This window comes from Xylophilus sp. GOD-11R (assembly GCF_033546935.1).
In the GTDB taxonomy this organism is placed as follows: Bacteria; Pseudomonadota; Gammaproteobacteria; order Burkholderiales; family Burkholderiaceae_C; genus Xylophilus.
Genome location: NZ_CP137854.1, coordinates 443630 through 461432, shown reverse-complemented (window position 1 = coordinate 461432; position 17803 = coordinate 443630). Strand labels below are relative to the sequence as shown.

At 68.2% G+C, this 17803-nt stretch carries 17 protein-coding genes; 9 read left to right on the top strand and 8 right to left on the bottom strand.

The genetic code is table 11. From position 1 onward, the window contains the following. Nucleotides 1–62: 62 nt before the first annotated feature. The 3 genes from R9X41_RS02100 to R9X41_RS02090 are packed head-to-tail and all read right to left on the bottom strand — an operon-like array spanning nt 63 to nt 3902. Entirely contained in the window at nt 63–1397 is a 1335-nt protein-coding gene (locus R9X41_RS02100) for a c-type cytochrome (protein WP_318633251.1), read from the bottom strand. Nucleotides 1398–1411: 14 nt separating this feature from the next. Then, on the bottom strand, nt 1412–3181 hold the full coding sequence (locus R9X41_RS02095; RefSeq protein ID WP_318633250.1) for a GMC family oxidoreductase: 1770 nt from the start codon (nt 3179–3181) through the stop codon (nt 1412–1414). Nucleotides 3182–3218: 37 nt separating this feature from the next. Continuing rightward, a complete protein-coding gene (locus tag R9X41_RS02090; protein ID WP_318633249.1) occupies nt 3219–3902 on the bottom strand; it encodes a gluconate 2-dehydrogenase subunit 3 family protein in 684 nt (227 codons plus the stop codon). A gap of 566 nt (nt 3903–4468) precedes the next feature. On the opposite strand from R9X41_RS02090, the gene R9X41_RS02085 reads away from it, so the two are divergent. From R9X41_RS02085 to R9X41_RS02065, 5 genes are all read left to right on the top strand, one after another. Beyond that, nucleotides 4469–5032, top strand: a complete 564-nt coding sequence (locus R9X41_RS02085) for a cytochrome b (RefSeq protein WP_318633248.1) — start codon at nt 4469–4471, stop codon at nt 5030–5032. Nucleotides 5033–5079: 47 nt separating this feature from the next. Then, on the top strand, nt 5080–5658 hold the full coding sequence (locus R9X41_RS02080; protein ID WP_318633247.1) for a YceI family protein: 579 nt from the start codon (nt 5080–5082) through the stop codon (nt 5656–5658). A 71-nt stretch (nt 5659–5729) separates the two neighbouring features. Next, entirely contained in the window at nt 5730–6305 is a 576-nt protein-coding gene (locus tag R9X41_RS02075) for a YceI family protein (RefSeq protein WP_318633246.1), read from the top strand. A 234-nt stretch (nt 6306–6539) separates the two neighbouring features. Then, a complete protein-coding gene (locus tag R9X41_RS02070) occupies nt 6540–7868 on the top strand; it encodes a surface lipoprotein assembly modifier (RefSeq protein WP_318633245.1) in 1329 nt (442 codons plus the stop codon). Continuing rightward, complete coding sequence (locus R9X41_RS02065) at nt 7869–10226, top strand: FecR domain-containing protein (protein WP_318633244.1); 2358 nt, start codon at nt 7869–7871, stop codon at nt 10224–10226. Here R9X41_RS02065 and R9X41_RS02060 read toward each other — a convergent pair. Continuing rightward, the gene (locus R9X41_RS02060; RefSeq protein WP_318633243.1) at nt 10223–11164 is read right to left on the bottom strand and encodes a LysR substrate-binding domain-containing protein; all 942 of its coding nucleotides are present in this window, start codon (nt 11162–11164) and stop codon (nt 10223–10225) included. The two genes, R9X41_RS02065 and R9X41_RS02060, sit on opposite strands and share 4 nt — an antisense overlap. A gap of 111 nt (nt 11165–11275) precedes the next feature. Here R9X41_RS02060 and R9X41_RS02055 point away from each other — a divergent pair, with 111 nt between their 5' ends. Genes R9X41_RS02055 through R9X41_RS02045 form a run of 3 tightly spaced genes read left to right on the top strand, consistent with a single transcriptional unit; the run spans nt 11276 to nt 12818 of the window. Then, nucleotides 11276–12043, top strand: a complete 768-nt coding sequence (locus R9X41_RS02055; protein WP_318633242.1) for an SDR family NAD(P)-dependent oxidoreductase — start codon at nt 11276–11278, stop codon at nt 12041–12043. Between the two features lie 26 nt (nt 12044–12069). Beyond that, nucleotides 12070–12447, top strand: a complete 378-nt coding sequence (locus R9X41_RS02050; protein ID WP_318633241.1) for a nuclear transport factor 2 family protein — start codon at nt 12070–12072, stop codon at nt 12445–12447. 44 nt (nt 12448–12491) lie between these two features. Then, on the top strand, nt 12492–12818 hold the full coding sequence (locus R9X41_RS02045; RefSeq protein ID WP_318633240.1) for a hypothetical protein: 327 nt from the start codon (nt 12492–12494) through the stop codon (nt 12816–12818). Here the strand turns inward: R9X41_RS02045 and R9X41_RS02040 are convergent. The 4 genes from R9X41_RS02040 to R9X41_RS02025 form a co-directional block, all read right to left on the bottom strand. Beyond that, a complete protein-coding gene (locus R9X41_RS02040; RefSeq protein WP_318633239.1) occupies nt 12804–13517 on the bottom strand; it encodes an EAL domain-containing protein in 714 nt (237 codons plus the stop codon). The two genes, R9X41_RS02045 and R9X41_RS02040, sit on opposite strands and share 15 nt — an antisense overlap. 182 nt (nt 13518–13699) lie before the next feature. Continuing rightward, nucleotides 13700–14647 carry an ABC transporter permease gene (locus R9X41_RS02035; RefSeq protein ID WP_318633238.1) on the bottom strand — a complete coding sequence of 316 codons (948 nt, stop codon included), beginning with the start codon at nt 14645–14647 and terminating at the stop codon, nt 13700–13702. Next, complete coding sequence (locus R9X41_RS02030) at nt 14644–15474, bottom strand: ABC transporter ATP-binding protein (RefSeq protein ID WP_318633237.1); 831 nt, start codon at nt 15472–15474, stop codon at nt 14644–14646. The genes R9X41_RS02035 and R9X41_RS02030 overlap by 4 nt, the downstream gene beginning before the upstream one ends. A 43-nt stretch (nt 15475–15517) precedes the next feature. Next, entirely contained in the window at nt 15518–16642 is a 1125-nt protein-coding gene (locus R9X41_RS02025) for an ABC transporter substrate-binding protein (protein WP_318633236.1), read from the bottom strand. A gap of 284 nt (nt 16643–16926) precedes the next feature. Between R9X41_RS02025 and R9X41_RS02020 the strand changes: the two genes are divergently transcribed. Further along, nucleotides 16927–17754 (top strand): aspartate dehydrogenase, encoded by an 828-nt coding sequence (locus tag R9X41_RS02020; protein WP_318633235.1) that lies wholly within the window; start codon nt 16927–16929, stop codon nt 17752–17754. The last annotated feature ends 49 nt before the right edge of the window (nt 17755–17803 follow it).

Genomic DNA, 17803 nt, shown 5'->3' with positions numbered 1-17803 from the left:
CCAAAACAAAAGGGAGGCACCGGTCGCCCGGTGCCTCCCTCGCGGCTCGGTTTAGCGGAAGGTTACTCGTCGTGCAGCGCCTTGCGGGCCTTGGCGACCTGGCTCGCGCTGACCGCGCCGGCCTTGTTCGACCAGCCGCTGCGCACGAAGGTGGCGAGGTCGGCCACTTCCTGGTCGCTCAGGCGTTCGGCGAAACCGGGCATCGGCAGCACCGCCGGGCCGCGCGCGGTCGAGGGTGTCTGCGCGCCGCCCAGGATCACCTGCACGAGCGCCGTCGGATTGTCGGCGTTGACGATGGAAGCACCGTCGACGCGCGGGAAGACCCGCGGCGCACCGCGGCCGTCCACGAAGTGGCAGGCGACGCAGTTGTCGATGTAGAGGCGCTGGCCTTCGCCCAGGCCGGTGGCGGCGGTGAGCTTGGCGGTGGTCGCCTGGTTGGCGGCCTCGTCGGGCTGCGCCGCCGGCTTCGCGGGCGTGAGCGATTGCAGGTAGACCGCGATCGCGTTCAGGTCGGCGTCGTTCAGGTGCGAGGTGCTGTTGGCGACGACCGAGGTCATCTCGCCGGCGACGGCTGCCTTGGCGTTGCGGCCGGTGGCGAGGTAGTCGACGATTTCTTCCCTGGTCCAGTGCGGCAGGCCGCGCAGGGCCGGCACGTGCCAGTCGTTGAGCTCGCCGCCGGCCAGGAAGCTGGCGCTGCCGTCGTCGAAGGCCTTCTGGTTCATGGCCACGCCGCGTGGGGTGTGGCAGCTGCCGCAGTGGCCGAGGCCCTGCACCAGGTAGGCGCCGCGCGCGAGTTCGCCGGTGGCGCCGGCCGGTGCCACGAAGGGCTCGTTCTCGGCGAAGGCCATGTTCCACACGCCCATGCCCCAGCGCATGCTGAACGGGAAACTCAGCGCGGTTTCCGGCGGACGCTCGGCGCTGGGCTTCACGCCCTTGGTGAAGTAGACGTAGAGGGCGTGCATGTCCTCGTCGGTCGTCTTCACGTAGTCCGGGTACGGCATGGCCGGATAGAGGTGCTGGCCGTCGGCGCGCACGCCCCGGCGCACCGCGTCGGCGAACTGCTGCTCGCTGTAGTGGCCGATGCCCGCGGTCTTGTCCGGCGTGATGTTGGTCGAGTAGATGGTGCCCACGCCCGACTTGATGGCCAGGCCGCCGGAGTACGGCGCCTTGCCGACGACGCTGTGGCAGGCCATGCAGTCGCCGGCGCGCGCCAGGTATTCGCCGCGCTCGACGAGAGCGGCCTCGTCGGCGGTGGCGACCGGTGCGGCCGTGGCGTCGGAGGCGGGCGCGGCGGGCGTCGCCGGGCCTTGCCGGTCGGAGCAGCCCGCCAGCAGCGCGAGAGCGCCGGCCAGCAGCAGTCCGAAGGTGCTCGTCTTGAAGGAAATCGTGGTGCTCATGCTGGTCGCCCCGTTCATGCCTGCACCAGCGGGCCGGGGTTCTTGAGGTAGTGATCCTTGATGGCGCGCGCGGACATGATCGAGATCGCGCCGATCATGGCCGTGGGGTTGGCCTGGAAGTTCTGCGGAAAGGCGTTGCCGCCCGGCACGAAGACGTTGTGTACGTCCCAGCTCTGCAGGTACTTGTTGAGCGCGCTGGTCTTGGGTGAATCGCCCATCACCGCGCCGCCCACGTTGTGGGTCGACACGTATTTGGTGATGTCCCAGTGCGAGTCCAGCGACAGGAAGTCCTCGGAGTAGCTGTCGGGGCCGAGCTCCCTGGTGATGTCGCCCACGATCTTGCGCAGGTGCTGCTGCAGCTTGAGCTCGTTCTGCTTCCAGTCGAAGGTGATGCGCAGCAGCGGCTGGCCCCAGGGATCCTTGTAGGTCGGGTCCAGGTCGACGTAGTGGTCGCGGTAGGACATGCAGCTGGTGGTGATGCTGACCTTCATCGAGTGGCCATACCAGTCCTGCATGCCGTCCTTCCAGCCCTGACCCCAACCTGGCGTGCCCTTGGGCAGCGAGGTGCCGATGGGCGTGCCGGTGGCCTGCGAACTGTGGATCTTGGCGCCGCCGATGAATCCCAGGCCGGGGCCGTCGAAGTTGCCGGGCGAGATGTCGTTGAACATCTGGCCGGTGGCACCGGCGGTGGCGAACGGGTTGAAGTTCTTGTCCTTGAAGAACAGGGTGGCGCCGCCGTTGCTCAGGAAGGCGTAGTTGCGACCGATGGTGCCCTCACCGGTCCGGGGGTCGTACTGCTTGCCGATGCCCGACAGCAGCATCAGCCGCACGTTGACGAACTGGAAGCCCGCCAGCACGACGATCCTGGCTGGCTGGAAGACTTCGTTGTTGTCGGCATCGGCATAGGTCACGCCGCGCGCGGTCTTGCCGTCGGGGTGGAGTTCCACCTTGAGCACGTTGGCGTTGACCCGGTAGGAGAAGTTGGGCATGCGCTTGAGCGCATCGAGCACCGTGGTCTGCGGCGAGGCCTTGGAGTAGTTGAGGCAGGGGTACTTGCTGCAGTAGCCGCAATAGTTGCAGGGCGCGATCTGGCAACCATACGGGTTGGTCCAGGCCTGCGACACGTTGGCCGACGGATTGGGGAACGGGTGGTAGCCGAGTTTGGTCGCCACTTCCGCGAACATCTTGTTGTTGAGCGTGTCCTTCAGCGCGGGCAGCGGAAAGGGCGAGGAGCGCGGACCTTCGAACGGGTCGCCGCCGGGCTGGATCTCGCCACGCAGGTTGCCGGTGTTGCCCGACAGGCCGCAGACCTTGTCGAAGAAGTCGAGATACGGCTCGATCTCGTCCCAGGTGAACGGAAAGTCCTGGATCTGCATGCCCGCTTCGAGCTGGCCCTTCTTGTAGGCCTGGTCGGCATACGTCTTGAGCTTGATGTCGGTCGGCGTCGGCCGGATCAGCACGCCGGTCCAGTGCAGGCCGGAGCCGCCCACGCCCGTGCCGGGCACGAAGGCGCCCCACTTGCGGGTGGGCAGTGCGGTGTCGGCTGCGGTGTGGCGCACGGTCAGGGCGCCGTCGCGCGGGGTGACCATGATCTTGTTGCGCACGGCGTAGGCGTACTGGTCGGCCGGCTTCGGATAGGCCGTCTCGGCATTGGTGCGATCGCCGCCACGTTCGAGCGCGCGGACCTTCAGGCCCGCCTGGGCCAGTTCGATGCTCATCAGCGAGCCGGCCCAGCCGAGCCCGACGACGACGACATCGACTTCGTCATTGGTGATTTTTGCCACGAGGAAATACCTAGATGTTGTGAGGAAGCCCGCGCCTTCAGGCGCGCAAGCCCTTCAGGCTGACGGGACCCAGTGGGTACTTCACGTTGTGCTGCGTGACCCACTCGTGAAAGCTGGCCCGGGCGCCCGGGAAGCCGATGGCGATCCAGGCCTTCATGCCCTTGTTGCCGCCGTAGATCGGATCGGAGAGGTAGCCGTTCTTACTGTCCGACAGCATTTCGCCAAAGAACTGGCTGGCTTTCATCGTGGTTTCGCCATGGGCGGCGAGGTCGGCCTGGTTCTTCTGCAGTGCGGTCAACACCGCGTCCTGGCCGGCCGCGTCCAGGTCCCAGAAATTCTTGCCGGCGTTCTGCGCGCGGCACCAGGCGTTGGTCGCCTCGATGCCCTTCTTGTAGATGTCCTGCGGCTTGTAGGGAATCTGGTAGCCGAGCTCCTTGGGCGCGTGGATGTCGAACGGGCCTTCGAGGTAGATGTCGTGGCCGAAGTCGCCGTGCATCTGCTGGTCGATGAAGATCGGCACGTTGGTCTCCAGGCCGCCGGGTCCGCGCCCGCCCGCCGGGATCAGCCGGTCGACGGCCGCCAAGACGAACTTCCATTCGTCGCCGGAAAAGAATTCTGGCTTGTAAGCCTGCAGATCGGGCGCGGCGAGGTCGGCTGCCTCAGCGGCGGTGAGAGAGTGCAGCGCGACACCCAGGGCGGGTAGCGCTATCAACGACGACAAAAGAAATTTTCGTCGGGTGGCGGGAACAGTCGGCGACATCGGCGGAACGGCTCGGTTGAAGAACGGGGCGGCGACCATCGAAGCGCGCCACATCGTTTTCGAACCGGCCGGCCGCGCGCCCGGCGAAAGGGCGATGCCCGGCGGGAGCGGGTCCTGGCTGGCGTCGCACCGGACAGCGCCATCCGATGAAGATGAGCGATGCCGAGCGTGGCTTGCTGGGATGACCACTGGTCTGATCGACGGGCGAACACGTCGACCGACTCGAATCGGCACCTCTGTCCTCGCCACGCCACACCGGCATCAGGGAAAACCTGGGTACCGGAACTACGGGATTCTACCAATAGAAATATTCATAACAGCTTGAGTCATGTACAGGACTGACCGGTCGGCCCTCGCCGACATGCAGGCGTTTCGCTTATCGAGCAGGTAAATACCTGCTGATAACTGCGATGCAGCCGGCGTCACTCATCAAATAATTTGCACAGTGGAGTCAATTACATTGAAACGCGGTGCATGGCCGGCTTCATAGACTGCGGGACCGCTTGCCCCACCTCCACGTCCACGCCATGACCCATTCCTCCCCCAGACGCACCCGGTACGGCGCCGTCGCCATCGGCCTGCACTGGCTGCTGGCCGCCGCGCTGATCGGCATCTTCTGCGTCGGGCTCTACATGGCCGGCCTGCCCTTCTCGCCGATGCGGCTGAAGCTCTACAACTGGCACAAGTGGGCCGGCGTCACGATCCTGGCGCTGTCGGTGGCGCGTCTGCTCTGGCGCCTGACGCACCGCCCGCCCGCCCTGCCCGTCGACATCGCGCAGGCCATGCCGCGCTGGCAGCACGTGGCGCACCACGGCACGCATCACCTGATGTATGCGCTCTTCTTCATCGTGCCGCTGGTCGGCTGGGCCTACAGCTCGGCGGCGGGTTTTCCCATCGTGCTGTTCGGCGTGCTGCCACTGCCGAGCTTCGTGCCGGTGAGCCCCGAGCTCGCCGAGGCGATCAAGCCCTGGCACCGGATCACCGCCTATGCGCTGGCGGGCCTCGTCGTGCTGCACGTGGCCGCCGTGGTGAAGCACCAGCTCATCGACCGCGACGGCCTGCTCTGGCGCATGCTGCCCGGCCGCGCCTGATTTCGCGCTTCCCCTCTCTTCACCCCTTTGCCTGACGGAGCGACTCCATGATTCTTTCGACGACCCTGACCCGCGCGGCGCTCGTCTCCGCGGCCGCCCTCCTGGCTGCCGCACCCGTGTTCGCGCAGCAGGCCCTGGTGCCGGCGCAGAGCCAGATCACCTTCGTGAGCAAGCAGATGGGCGTGCCGGTCGAAGGCCAGTTCCGCAAGTTCGACGCGCAGGTCTCCTTCGACCCGGCCCAGCTCGCGGCCAGCAAGATCGCCTTCACCGTGGACACCGGCAGCGCCACCGTCGGCGTGAAGGAGTCCGACGCCGAACTGCCCAAGGCCACCTGGTTCAACGTGCCCAAGTTCCCGCAGGCCACCTTCCAGTCGACCGCCATCAAGTCGCTCGGCGGCGGCAAGTACGAGGTGGCCGGCAAGCTGAGCATCAAGGGCAATGCGCAAGACCTCACCGTGCCGGTCGCCATGACTCAGAGCGGCGCCACCACCACCGCCACCGGCGCCTTCGCCATCAAGCGACTGGCCTTCAAGATCGGCGAGAACGAATGGGCCGACACCTCCATGGTGGCCGACGACGTGCAGGTCAAGTTCAAGCTCGCGCTGACCGGCATCGGCAAGATCTGACCGCCCCGCCGCCCCGCTCTCTTCTTCCGCTGTTTCCCTCCTGCTTTCTTCCAACCTCCCGATCGAAAACCATGCGCCACACCCTCTTCGCCCTCGCCGCTGCCGCCACCCTGGCCACCGGTGTCGCCCACGCCGAACCCGCCACCTACGCCGTCGACCCGAGCCACACCTACGCCACCTTCGAGATCAGCCACTTCGGCGCCAGCGTGAACCGCGGCCGTTTCGACAAGAAGGAAGGCAGCGTGCAGTTCGACAAGGCCGCCAAGACCGGCAAGGTCGAGCTGACCATCGACATGACCTCGATCAGCACCGGTTTCCCGGCCTTCGAGAAGCATCTGCAAGGCCCGGAGATCTTCGACGCGGCCCAGTTCCCCACCGCCAAATTCGTCGGCGACAAGTTCACCTTCGACGGCGACAAGCTGGTGTCGGTCGCCGGCACGATGACCATCAAGGGCAAGACCCAGCCGGTCACCTTCAAGGCCAACCAGTTCACCTGCTACCAGAGCCCGGTGGTCAAGCGTGAAGTCTGCGGCGGCGACTTCGAGACAACCATCGACCGCACCCTGTTCGGCGCCGACTACGGCGTGCAGTTCGGCATTCCGAAGAACGTGCGCATCGTGGCGCAGATCGAAGCGGTCAAGCAGTAAACACACCTGTCGTCCTCCCGCTTCTCGCGGGCCGAGACTGGCCGGCATCGGCGCGAAAGCGCCGATGCCGGCCTTTTTGCATGGCGCTGTGTGTCGCGTTATGGCGCCAGTTCGCTCGGAAAGCGCTGTCCCTGGGCACGTTTTCAGCCCCAGGTAGTTACGGCAGATTACAGTCGTATCCAATGGCATAAGTTGGAGCGGCATTTGCTCTCGCGCGCCTCCGACCATTCCGATATGCAAGCAAATCTGTTGAGGCGAGCGCTGCTGCTGTGCGCCGTTGGTCTGTCGATCTCCAGCGCTCACGCCGAAGTCGATGAACTGGTGCGAACCGCTCTTCGCCTCTACCAATCCGGCCAGCCCCGCGCCGCCTTCGACCTGTTGCAGACCCACGAGGTGGAGCGCGCCGGCGATCCGGATTTCGACACCGTGCTCGGCATGGCCGCCAACGACGCCGGCGACTATCCGCGCGCCATCATGGCCCTGGAGCGGGTAATGGCCGTCCAGCCCGGCCAGGCGCGCATCCAGGCCGAACTGGGCCGCGCGCTGTTCGCCGTGGGCGACAACGCCGCCGCCCGCACGCTGCTGCAGCAGGCTCGCGCCGGACAGGTGCCCGACGGCGCGGCGCTCACCATCGACCGCTTTCTCAACGCCATCGATCGGGTCGAGGACGCGAGCCGATCGTCGGTGCGTGGCTATGTCGAGGCCGGCTTCGGCTACGACAGCAACGTCAACAGCGGCCCCGCCGGCGCCAACGTCGCGGTACCGGCATTCGGCGGCCTGCTGCTCACCCTGGACCCGTCCGGCGTGCGGCAGAAGTCGAGCTTCGTCACCGGCGGCGCAGGCCTTGCCGGCCGCTGGGTGCTCGATCCTCGCTGGTCGGTCATCGCGGGCGCCAGTGCCTACGCGCGGCCCAACACCTCGGCGGTGGACGGCATGGACACGGGACAGGCCGACGGCAACGTCGGCGTTTCCTACCGGCACGAACGCCACGAGGTGATCCTGGCGACGCAGGTGTCGAGCTTTCGCTATGACGGCCGCTCGCTGCGCGAGACCGCCGGCGGCACCGCCGAATGGGTCTACCGACTCGACGGTTTCCGGCAGATCGACACCTACCTGCAGTACGCCCGGCTGCACTACCCCGGCCAGTCGGTCCGCGACACCGATCGCACCGTGCTCGGCACGTCCTACGCCCATCGCTTCGCCGGCGGCCAGCTCGCCTACGGCGGTGCGTACGTCGGCCGGGAGGCCACCCGGGCCGACGACGTCGACCAGCTCGGCCACCGGCTGATCGGCCTGCGCGCCGGCGGTCAGGCACCGCTGACGGCGACGCTGGCGGGCTTCGCCACCCTCGGCTGGGAGCGTCGCCGCTACGGCGGCGAAGACCCCTTCTTCCTGCTGCGCCGCACCGACCACCAGGCCACCGTCAACTTCGGCCTGCTGTGGGACCTCGCGCCCCGCTGGCGGGTGACGCCGCAGATCGCCCTCACCCGGGTCGATTCGAACTCTCCCATCGCCGACTTCCACAAGACGGTGTTCTCGGTCATCGCCCGCCGCGAGTTCTGAATGACAACCGACACCCACTTCAGACTGTCCACGCTCGCCCTGGCGATCGTGGCTTGCCACCCCCTGGCCGGCCTGGCCCAGACGCCCGCCGGCACGGTGCAGTTCGCCCTGGGCGATGTCACGGTGCGCCGACAGCAGACCGAACTGCCGCTGCGCAAGGGCGCCGCGGTGGAGAGCGGCGACGTGCTCACCACCGGCGCCGACGGCCGGGTGCAGATCCGCTTCAGCGATGGCGGCCTGGTCGCGCTCCAGCCCGGCACCCGCTTCGCCATCACCGAATACGCCGACCGCAACGACGCGACGCAGGACCGATACGTCGTGAACCTGCTGCGCGGCGGCCTGCGCTCCATCACCGGACTGATCGGCAAGCGCAACCACGACAACTACAAGGTGGAGACGCCGACCGCGCTGATCGGCATCCGGGGTTCGGCCTTCACCGCCTTCTACGACGAGCAGAGCCGCAGCCTGCAGGTGGCCGGCGAGCAGGACGCGATCGAGGTCTGCACCGCCTCCGGTTGCGTGGGCCTGACGGTGGGCGAAAGCGCCCTCGTCCGGCCGGACCGGGCCGGGCAGTTGCCCAGCCGCACCAGCGAGCGGGCCAGCCTGCCGGTGGCCGCGCCCGTGCAGGCCGCGCAGACCGTGGCCAACCAGAGCGACGCCAACGGCCGCAGCCTGTTGGTGGCCGAGGCCGCCGCCAGCCAGCTCGGCACGGCGACCCCGCCTGCCCCGTCCCCCGCGCCCTCGCCTGCGGCACCCCCGCCCGCACCGCCGCCGGACCCCGACGCCGGCGCGACACCCGTGCCGCCACCGGGAACACCTGCGCCACCGGCACCGGTCCCGCCTGCGCCACCCGCGCCGACACCACCGGCTCCTGTTCCGCCCGCACCGCCTGCGCCCGTCAGCACCCAGGGCGGCCTGACGGTGGCCGGCGTCGCCACCACCACCGCCGGCACCGGCTACACGACGCAGCAGCGCCTGGCCACGTCTGCCACCGTCGGCTTCGACAGCGGCTCCGCGCCGCAGCAGTTCACCTCGACCGCCGGCAACGCGGTGCGTACCGGCACGCAGGACGCGGTCTCCTACCGGTTGGGCAACGCGCTGACAGGCGACCTGCTCGTGCTCGGCACCTGGGACGGTGCCACCTGGACCTCGGGCGCCACCACCTCCACCGACGCGCGCTTTTCCTATGTGCTCGGCACGCCGGGCATCGCCATCGCGGGCATCGCCGGTCAGCGCGCCACCTATGCCCTGCAGGCCGCGACACCCGTTTACACCGACCGCAACCTGGCCGGCTCCGTCACGTCCGGTTCGCTGGTCGTCGATTTGCTCGGCACCGGCAGCAGCCGGGGCAACCTGTCGGTCGGCCTGAATCTGCCGCGCGCCGACGGCCTCGGTTCGGCCGCCTACACGCTCGCCGGCAGCCTCGTCGGCACCGGCTCTTCGCTGGCCGGCCTGCTGTCGATCGGCGGCACCGCCTGCACCAGCGGCGCCGACGCCTGCGGCGCCGGCGCGGCCCAGGGCTTCTACGCCGGCCTGTTGGGCAACAAGGCGGGCATCGCTTTTTCCGGCGGCACCGGCAACGTAGGCAACTTCGGCGGCGCGCTGGCCTTCGAGCAATCGAATCTGCTGCCGGCCTTCACGCCCAGCTTCAGCGGCAGCGTCGCCACCGGCTACGCCGCCACCTTCGCCTACCTCGACAACACCGGCGCATCGGCCCAGCGCAACCTCACCGCCGACGGCGACCGGGTCTTCTTCTACGGCGCCGAGCTAACGAGCTTCACGCCGCGCGGCAGCCAGCCCAATCTGGACAAAACCGGCACGCTGACGTCGGCCAGCGCCAACGCCGGCGGGCTGGGCACCCCCGGCAGCGCCGACTTCATCGGCTGGGGCCGATGGGAGGTGGGCACGATCAGCGGCGTGTCGGGCCCGCCGACGATCACCGACGTGCACTACATCGTCGGCACGCCTACGCCCGACCTGTCGATGCCCACCACCGGCACGGCCAGCTACGCCATGGTCGGTGGCACCCCGCCGGTGTCGTCGACGCTGGGCGCGGGCACGGTCCAGTCGGCCGCGCTTGCGGTCAACTTCGGCAGCGGGACGCTGTCGACCCAGCTCGACCTCGGCTTCGGCGGCGCCAGCTACACCGTCGGCGGCAATGGCCAGTTCCGCCAGACCGGGCTGCCGGCCGCGACCATCGTGCCGGCGGCAGCCTCGGGCGTGGCGATACCGGCGGTCATCAACGGCATCTTCAGCGGCGCGGGCGCATTGCGGGCGGGGTTGACCTATTCGGTCACCGCCAATCCGGTGCTGGGCAACGTCAACGGCGCGGCGGTCTTCCAGCGGGCGGGCAACTAGGCCGTGGATGCCGGGCGGCCGGCATCGAGCGGCGCGAACAGCTCGGCCGCCCAGTCGGAAAACGCGCGAATCTTCGCGCTCAGGTCGCGCCCGCCCGGGTAGACCAGGCTGAAGGTCTGCGCCGGCCGACTCCAGTCGGCAAGCAGCTCGCGCAGGCTGCCGTCGGCGAGATGGCGCTCGGCGGCGAAGCGGAAAGTCTGGCCCAGGCCCAGCCCGCAAGCCAGGGCCTGGACATGCGCCGTGCTCTCGTTGCACAGCACGCCGGCGTCGGGTGGGACCAGGATGCTCTCGCCGCCTCGCTGGAACTCCAGCGGGAAAGCCCGGCCCGATAGCGACGAAAAGTAGCCCACCAGCGCATGGCCGCCCGGCCCGTCCGCCCTGGCGGCCAGCTCGTCGGGATGACGCGGCTCGCCGTGTCGGTGCAGGTAGTCGGCGCTGGCGCAGGTAACCCAGCCGAGCGAGGCGAGGCGCCGCGCCACCATGCGGTTGTCAGGCAACTCGCCACCCCGTATCGCGCAGTCGACGCCGTCGCCGACCAGGTCGATCGGCCGGTCGCTGACGCCGAGCTCCAGCCGCAGACCGGGGTGGCGCTCGCGAAAGCGCGCAAGGGCCGGCAGCAGGATGCGGTTGGCGACGACCGAGCCGACATCCACCCGCAGCCGCCCGCTCAGCTGGGTGCGCGATCCGCCGGCCTGCTGGTCCATCTCCTCGACCTCGGCGACGACGCGCCGGGCGCGTTCGTAGTAAGCCGACCCCTCGGCCGTCACCTGCACCCGCCGCGTGGTGCGCCGCAGCAGCCGGGTGCCGAGGTGCTGCTCCAGATCCTGGACCAGCTTGGTCACCGTGGGGCGCGGAATGTTCAGCTGGTCGGCCGCCTTGGAAAAACCGCCGGTCTCGGCGATGCGCACGAACACCCGCAGGGCGAGAAGCTGGTCCATGGGCCACTCCTATTATTCAAACGCCTGAATTATGTTCTTCATAAAGTCATCTTTATTCATTGGAACGGCCCAATTAACCTGACGGCTTCTGAAACCCGTTTGGAGAAAGACATGGCACAGCAACTCACCGGCAAGGTCGCCGTCGTCACCGGCGCCACCTCGGGCATCGGCCTGGCAGCCGCCAAGGCCTTCGCGGCGGAAGGCGCTTTCGTGTACCTCACCGGCCGTCGCCGGGCCGAGCTGGACGCGGCGGTGGCGGCCATCGGTCCCGATCAGGCCGCCGGCGTTCAGGCCGACTCCGCCAAGCTCGCCGATCTCGACCGACTGTTCGCCACCGTCGCCGCGCGGCACGGCCGCATCGACGTGCTCTACGCCAACGCCGGCGGCGGCACCATGCTGCCGCTGGGCGAAATCACCGAAGCGCATTTCGACGACACCTTCGAGCGCAACGTGAAGGGCGTGGTGTTCACGGTGCAGAAAGCGCTGCCGCTGCTGGAAAAGGCCCGCGCCGGCGCGTCGGTCATCCTGGCCGGCTCCACCACCAGCATCCTCGGCACGGCCAACTTCAGCATCTACAGCGCCACCAAGGCCGCCGTGCGTAACCTGGCGCGCAGCTGGGTGCTCGACCTCAAGGGCAAGGCGATCCGCGTCAACACGCTGTCGCCCGGCCCCATTCGCACGCCGGGCCTGGTCGAGCTCGCCGGCTCCGACCCGGCCCAGCAACAGGGCCTGCTCGACTACCTCGGCGGCCAGGTGCCGCTGGGCCGGGTCGGCGAGCCCGAAGAAATCGCCCGCGTGGCGGTCTTCCTGGCGTCGGAGGCTTCTTCCTTCGTCAACGGCGTGGAACTGTTCGCCGATGGCGGCCAGGCCCAGGTCTGAAACGCCAACCGCACAGGAGCGACACCATGCCCACCGCACCCGAACTGCTGCGCCGCTACCTCGCCAGCATCCGGTCGCCGGCGGCCGCCGCCGGGCTCTTCGCGCCGGACGGCGTGCTGGAACTGCCCTGGGTCCAGGCCCGGGCGCAGGGCCCACAGGCCATCGAAAGCCTGATCACCGGCCTGCTGACGAAGATCCCCGCCTTCGGTTTCCGCAACGTCCAGTTCTGGATCGAAACGCCGGAGCGCACCTTCGCCGAATACGAGGTCGAAGCGCCGATCCCCGCCACCGGCCGTATCTACCGCCAGACCTACGCCGGGCTGCTCATCGCGCAGGACGGCCGCATCCAACGGCTGCGCGAGGCGCTCGACACCCGCGCGGCGCAAGTGCTGATGCCGGCCTGAGTGCTCTGCCGGCTTTTCCTCGTTTCCCCATCGAAAAGTGGCCCATGCCAAACCCGCAGGATTCCGCCATCGCGGCGCAAGACGCCCAGACCAACGCCCAGCGCCACGATCAGCGCCAGGGCGATACCCATTGGTCGCAGGTCGGTGGTGAAAAACCGGCCGCGCCCAGGCAGCCGGACGAGTCGGCCAGCGGCCAGTTGGGAGAAGGTAGGCAGGCCGATGCGCCCAGCAGCCAGACCGACACCGATCGCGGCCCGGTCACCGACCAGGTCTACAACGAGTCGGTCGTCGAGGGCCACCGCGTGGGAGACGATGAAACCGTCGCGGGCGAACGCGACCCGAAAAAGTCGACCTCCTCACGCCACCGCTGAACCTTCGGCCAGGTCGGCTCCGCTCCAGTCGACGCCCGGCATCTGTTCCAGTGCCGGCTTGGCGAAGAGATAGCCCTGGAAGTACTCCACCCCGAGATCGGCCAGGGTGCGAAGCTCCTCGCGGGTTTCGACGCCCTCGCCGACCACGCGAATGCCGAGTTCGCGGCAGATCGCCATCATTCCGGACACGATCGCCCGTTTGGCCCGGTGCTCATGCACGCCGCGCACCAGGCCCATGTCGAGCTTGATGACGTCCGGCTGGAAAGCGGCCAGGAATTCAAACCCCGCATACCCTGCGCCGAAGTCGTCGATGGCGGTGATGAAGCCGCGCCGACGGTATTCGGTGAAGATCGATTCGAGGTGCGGCAGGTCGCGCGAACGCTCGTCCTCGGTCAGCTCGAAAATGATGTTCTGCACCGGAAACCCGTACTTCTCGGCCGTGGCCAGCGTGAGCTTGATGCAGGCCTCCGCGCGGTACACCGCGTTCGGCAGGAAGTTGATGCTCAGGCGCGAGCGCATGCCCAGCCGTGCCGCCAGCTCGATCGCCTTGACCCGGCACGCCTGATCGAAGGCGTAGCGGTTGTCCTGGCTCACCTGCGAAAGAATCGAATAAGCGCTCTCACCTGCCGGCCCGCGCACCAGTGCCTCGTGCGCATAGATGCTGCGGCTCGGCAGATGCACGACCGGCTGGAATGCCATGGTGAAGGGAAACAGTCCGCCGTCCTGACGGCAGCCTTCGCAGCCCGATGAAGACGTGGAAGGAGAAGAAATCGTGCCCATCCGCTGGTTTCCGATCGTTGTATCGGACCAGTGTGCCATCTCCAGGACACAGCATTGGTAAGCATGAGCACGGGTCCACCGGACCGCCGCCGGAAAGGGCCTCAGTGCGCGCCGTAGAGCCGCAGCGCGATCTTCTCGGCCCAGACCACCAATGCGTAGAGCACCAGCCCCATGGTGCAAAGCACCAGGATCGCGGCCAGGATCAGCGCGGTGTCGGCCTGCGACGAGGCGAAGACGATGAGGTAGCCCAGCCCTTCCTGCGCGCTGATGAACTCGGCCACGATCACGCCGATCATCGAGAAGGTCACCGCGATCTTCATGCCGCTGAAGATGTGCGGCACCGCATAGGGCAGGCGCACCGAGGTGAACACCTGCCAGGGCGTGGCGGTGAGCCCGCGGCACAGGCGCAGCATGTCGGGCGGGGTGTCGCGCAGGCCGGCCATGGTGGCCACCACTACCGGGAAGAAGGCGATGAACACCGCGAAGGCCAGCCGCGCCGGGCTGCCGATGCCCATCCAGACGATGAACAGCGGCGCCAGCGCCACCTTGGGGATAAGCTGGAAGAACACCACGCTCGGGTAGAGCGCCGAGTTCACCAGCCGCGAGTAGGTGAGCAGGATCGCCAGCATCACACCGGCGACGCTGGCCAGCGCGAAGCTCGCCACCGTCTCGATGGTGGTCGGCACGGTGTGCTGCAGCAGGGTCGGGAAGGTTTCCACCAGCCTCGCCCCGATGGCGCTGGGCGCCGGCAGCAGGCTGACCGGCACCTTGTACTGACGCACCAGGATCTCCCACACCCCCAGCAGCAGCGCCACGGTGAACAACGGCAGCGCGACCAGCTCCATCGGCCCGGCCGGGCGGCGCGCGGCCGGCTTGCGACGGGCGGCCCGGCGCGCGGCGAGTTCGGCCAGCGATGGTTCGGCGGGCGCTGGCGTCGCGGACGATTCGGTTCGGAGCGGTTCGGGCATCGTGGTCTTGGACTGGGTCGTGCCCCCCGCCTGCGGCGTGGTGCGCAGGCCGGTGGCGGCGTTCAGGGCGGCGGCCTTCATTCGACCGTCGCGGCGGTGGCGGCGGCCGCGCGCAGGGTGTTGCCCTGCTCGGCGGCATAGCCGGCTTCGATCTGGCTGCGCAGCTGGGCGCAGATGGCGGTGAACTCGGGCGTCTCCACGATCTCCGGCCGGCGCGGGCGCGGGAACGGAATCGTCAGGTCGCACACCACGGTGGAGGGCCGGCGCGTCATCACCAGCACCCGGTCGGACAGCAGCACTGCCTCTCGGATGCTGTGGGTGATGAACACGCCGGTCTTGGGATGGCGCTGCCAGATGTCGAGCAGCGCGAAGTTCATCTCGTCGCGGGTGATGGCGTCGAGCGCGCTGAAGGGCTCGTCCATCATCAGCAGCGGCGGGTCGAGCACCAGCGCCCGGCAGATCGAGGCCCGCTGGCGCATGCCGCCCGACAGCTGCGCCGGCCGGTGGTGGGCGAAGTCCGACAGGCCGGTCATCTTCAGCAGTTCCAGCGCGCGCGGCAGGTAGTCGGCGCGTGGCCGCTTGAGGATGCGCACCGGGAACAGCACGTTGTCGAGCACCGAGAGCCAGGGCAGCAGGGTGGCGTCCTGGAAGATCAGGCCGACGTCCGGGCGCGGCCCGGTCACCTCGCGGCCACGCTCGATGATCACGCCCTCGGTGATGTCCTCGAGGCCCGCCATCATCATCATCAGCGTCGACTTGCCGCAGCCGCTCGGCCCCAGGATGGAGACGAACTCGCCCTCGCGGATCGACAGGCTGACGTCGCTCACCGCCTCCACCGGCCCGGCCTTGCCCTGGTAGACCTTGGAGACCTTCCACAAATCGAGGTGCTTGTCGCTGCTGTTGCTCATCGGTGTTGCTCCTGCTTCTGCGCCTGCCCCGGTTTTTTCGGCATCAGCTCTTGAGCAGGCTGGGGAATTCCTTGAACTGGCCCTGCGCCTTCGTCCACTCCTGCGGGCTGAGCTTGACGGTGCCGGCGAACTGGTTGGTAAACAGCCTGGCGAGGTCGGGACGCTTGGCGGTGGACGGCGCGGCGTAGTCCATCACCAGGTCGGTCATGGTCTTGACCCGGTTCATGTCGCTCCAGCCCAGTCCGTGCTCCATCGATTCCGGACGCGGCACCGAAGACAGCATGAAACCCTGGCTCAAGCGCGCGTTCTCGCGGCCGCCTTTGGTCAGCGTGAGTTCGGGCACCTTCTTCAGGAAGATGTCCAGCGCCGCGTCGGGCTCCCGCACCGTGAAGGCCAGCGCCTCCAGCAGGGCTTCGGTCACGTCCCTGCACAGGCCGGGATCGCGCTCCAGCACTTCCTGGCGGGTCACGATGTTGTTGGAATAGAAAGGCAGGCCGTAGTCGGCCAGCAGGATCGCGCGGGTGTCGACATCCATGCCCTTGCACACCGCGTAGGAAGTGCTGGCCACGCAGAAATAGGCGTCGATCTGCTTGTCGACCAGGGTGCGCTCCACCACGCGCGGGTCGGCCTGCACGATGCTGACCTTGGTGTCGTCCACGCCGGCGCGCTTGGCGAAGGCCCGCCACAGCGGAAACTCCACCGAGGCCGGCACGCCGCCCATGCGCTTGCCTTCGAGGTCCTTGGGCGAGCGGATCGGCGAATCGGCACGCACCAGCAGCCCCAGAAAGGCTTCGTAGTTGGTCGTGGCCAGCGCCACCAGCGGCAGGCCGTTGGCCGCGCTCAGGATGGTCGAGCTGGCCGACACCAGGCCGAAGTCGAACTGACCGGCGCCGATGGCCTGCGCGGCCGCCAGCGAACCGAAGCCGCGGCTGATCTGCACGCTGATGCCGCGCTTCTTGAACAGGCCCTGTTCCTCGGCGATGTAGACGTAGTCCGTGGCGCCCTGGGCCAGCCACGGCAGGGTGAACTTGACGTTGCGCGTGGCGCCCTGCGCGAAGGCCGGAGCGGCCAGGCCGACGCTGGCGGCACCGGCCACGGCAGCGGTGGACTGGAGCACCTGGCGGCGGGAGACCACACGGGGCACGGCAACGTTGGGAAGCTGGGACATGGGTCGCTTTCTCGGGTTCGGAAGTCGTGGTGCCCTGCGGTACCGGGTGGTACGGGTGCTGCACAGGAGCGGGCTAGCGGCCATGTTAGGAAGCCGGGGCCGCCCGCCACAAACGATTAATCCGCCGTCGATGCATGAATCGAACTGATCCATCTGCCGGACGCGCAGGCCATGCATGCACATGCGTGATGCATGCGCGCTTCAAAAATCGTTTGTTCCACCGCCGCGCCCGCTTCTAGGATCGACCCATCGCGATACCAACGAACCGAAAGCGACGAAAGCACATGGACAAGCACAACGAGGTCAAGGCCACGCGGATCGGCATCGCCGGCCTGGGAACCATCGGCAAGACACTGGCCCGCGCCATCGACGCCGGCATTCCCGGCATGACCCTGGGTGCGGTAGCCGCACGCAATATCCAGGCCGCCCAGGACTGGATCGCCGCCGAATTGAAGCATCCGGTACCGGTGACCGGCCTGGAATCGCTGGTGGAGCACTGCGACCTGGTGATCGAATGCGCCCCGGCCGCGCTGATGCCGACCCTCGGCGCGCCGGTGCTCAAGGCCGGCAAGAAGCTGGTCGTGCTGAGCTCCGGCGCGCTGCTCGAGCATGCGCACCTGATCGAACTGGCGCGCGCGCACGGCGGCCAGATCCTGGTGCCGACCGGCGCGCTGCTCGGGTTGGACGCGGTCATCGCCGCCGCCGAGGGCGAGATCCGCTCGGTGCGCATGGTCTCGCGCAAGCCGGTCGAAGGCTTTCGCGGCGCGCCCTTCCTGGCGGCCAACAACATCGACATTGAAGGCATCACCGAGCCGCTGCGCATCTTCGCGGGCAAGGCGCGCGAGGCGGCGACCGGCTTCCCGGCCAACCTCAACGTGGCGATCTCGCTGTCGCTGGCGGGTATCGGGCCGGACCGCACCGAGCTCGAGATCTGGGCCGACCCCACCATCACCCGCAACACCCACTCGATCACCGTCGACTCGGATGCCGCCTCGTTCACGATGACGATCCAGAACATACCGAGCGAGAACCCCAAGACCGGCCGCATCACCGCGCAGAGCGTGATCGCGCTGCTGCGCAAACTCGGCGCCCCCCTCGCCGTAGGCACCTGAAGGTGTGAAGAAACCGTTGTCGAGCAGGCCCGAAGTCGTGCCGGGGACC

Bases quoted from the DNA above. Each gene is read 5' to 3' on its own strand.
- R9X41_RS02055 (WP_318633242.1), top strand. From the start codon at position 11,276: ATGGCACAGCAACTCACCGGCAAGGTCGCCGTCGTCACCGGCGCCACC.
- R9X41_RS02050 (WP_318633241.1), top strand. From the start codon at position 12,070: ATGCCCACCGCACCCGAACTGCTGCGCCGCTACCTCGCCAGCATCCGG.
- R9X41_RS02035 (WP_318633238.1), bottom strand. From the start codon at position 14,647: ATGAAGGCCGCCGCCCTGAACGCCGCCACCGGCCTGCGCACCACGCCG.
- R9X41_RS02040 (WP_318633239.1), bottom strand. From the start codon at position 13,517: ATGGCATTCCAGCCGGTCGTGCATCTGCCGAGCCGCAGCATCTATGCG.
- R9X41_RS02085 (WP_318633248.1), top strand. From the start codon at position 4,469: ATGACCCATTCCTCCCCCAGACGCACCCGGTACGGCGCCGTCGCCATC.
- R9X41_RS02020 (WP_318633235.1), top strand. From the start codon at position 16,927: ATGGACAAGCACAACGAGGTCAAGGCCACGCGGATCGGCATCGCCGGC.
- R9X41_RS02100 (WP_318633251.1), bottom strand. From the start codon at position 1,397: ATGAGCACCACGATTTCCTTCAAGACGAGCACCTTCGGACTGCTGCTG.
- R9X41_RS02070 (WP_318633245.1), top strand. From the start codon at position 6,540: ATGCAAGCAAATCTGTTGAGGCGAGCGCTGCTGCTGTGCGCCGTTGGT.
- R9X41_RS02025 (WP_318633236.1), bottom strand. From the start codon at position 16,642: ATGTCCCAGCTTCCCAACGTTGCCGTGCCCCGTGTGGTCTCCCGCCGC.
- R9X41_RS02045 (WP_318633240.1), top strand. From the start codon at position 12,492: ATGCCAAACCCGCAGGATTCCGCCATCGCGGCGCAAGACGCCCAGACC.
- R9X41_RS02030 (WP_318633237.1), bottom strand. From the start codon at position 15,474: ATGAGCAACAGCAGCGACAAGCACCTCGATTTGTGGAAGGTCTCCAAG.
- R9X41_RS02080 (WP_318633247.1), top strand. From the start codon at position 5,080: ATGATTCTTTCGACGACCCTGACCCGCGCGGCGCTCGTCTCCGCGGCC.
- R9X41_RS02075 (WP_318633246.1), top strand. From the start codon at position 5,730: ATGCGCCACACCCTCTTCGCCCTCGCCGCTGCCGCCACCCTGGCCACC.
- R9X41_RS02060 (WP_318633243.1), bottom strand. From the start codon at position 11,164: ATGGACCAGCTTCTCGCCCTGCGGGTGTTCGTGCGCATCGCCGAGACC.
- R9X41_RS02065 (WP_318633244.1), top strand. From the start codon at position 7,869: ATGACAACCGACACCCACTTCAGACTGTCCACGCTCGCCCTGGCGATC.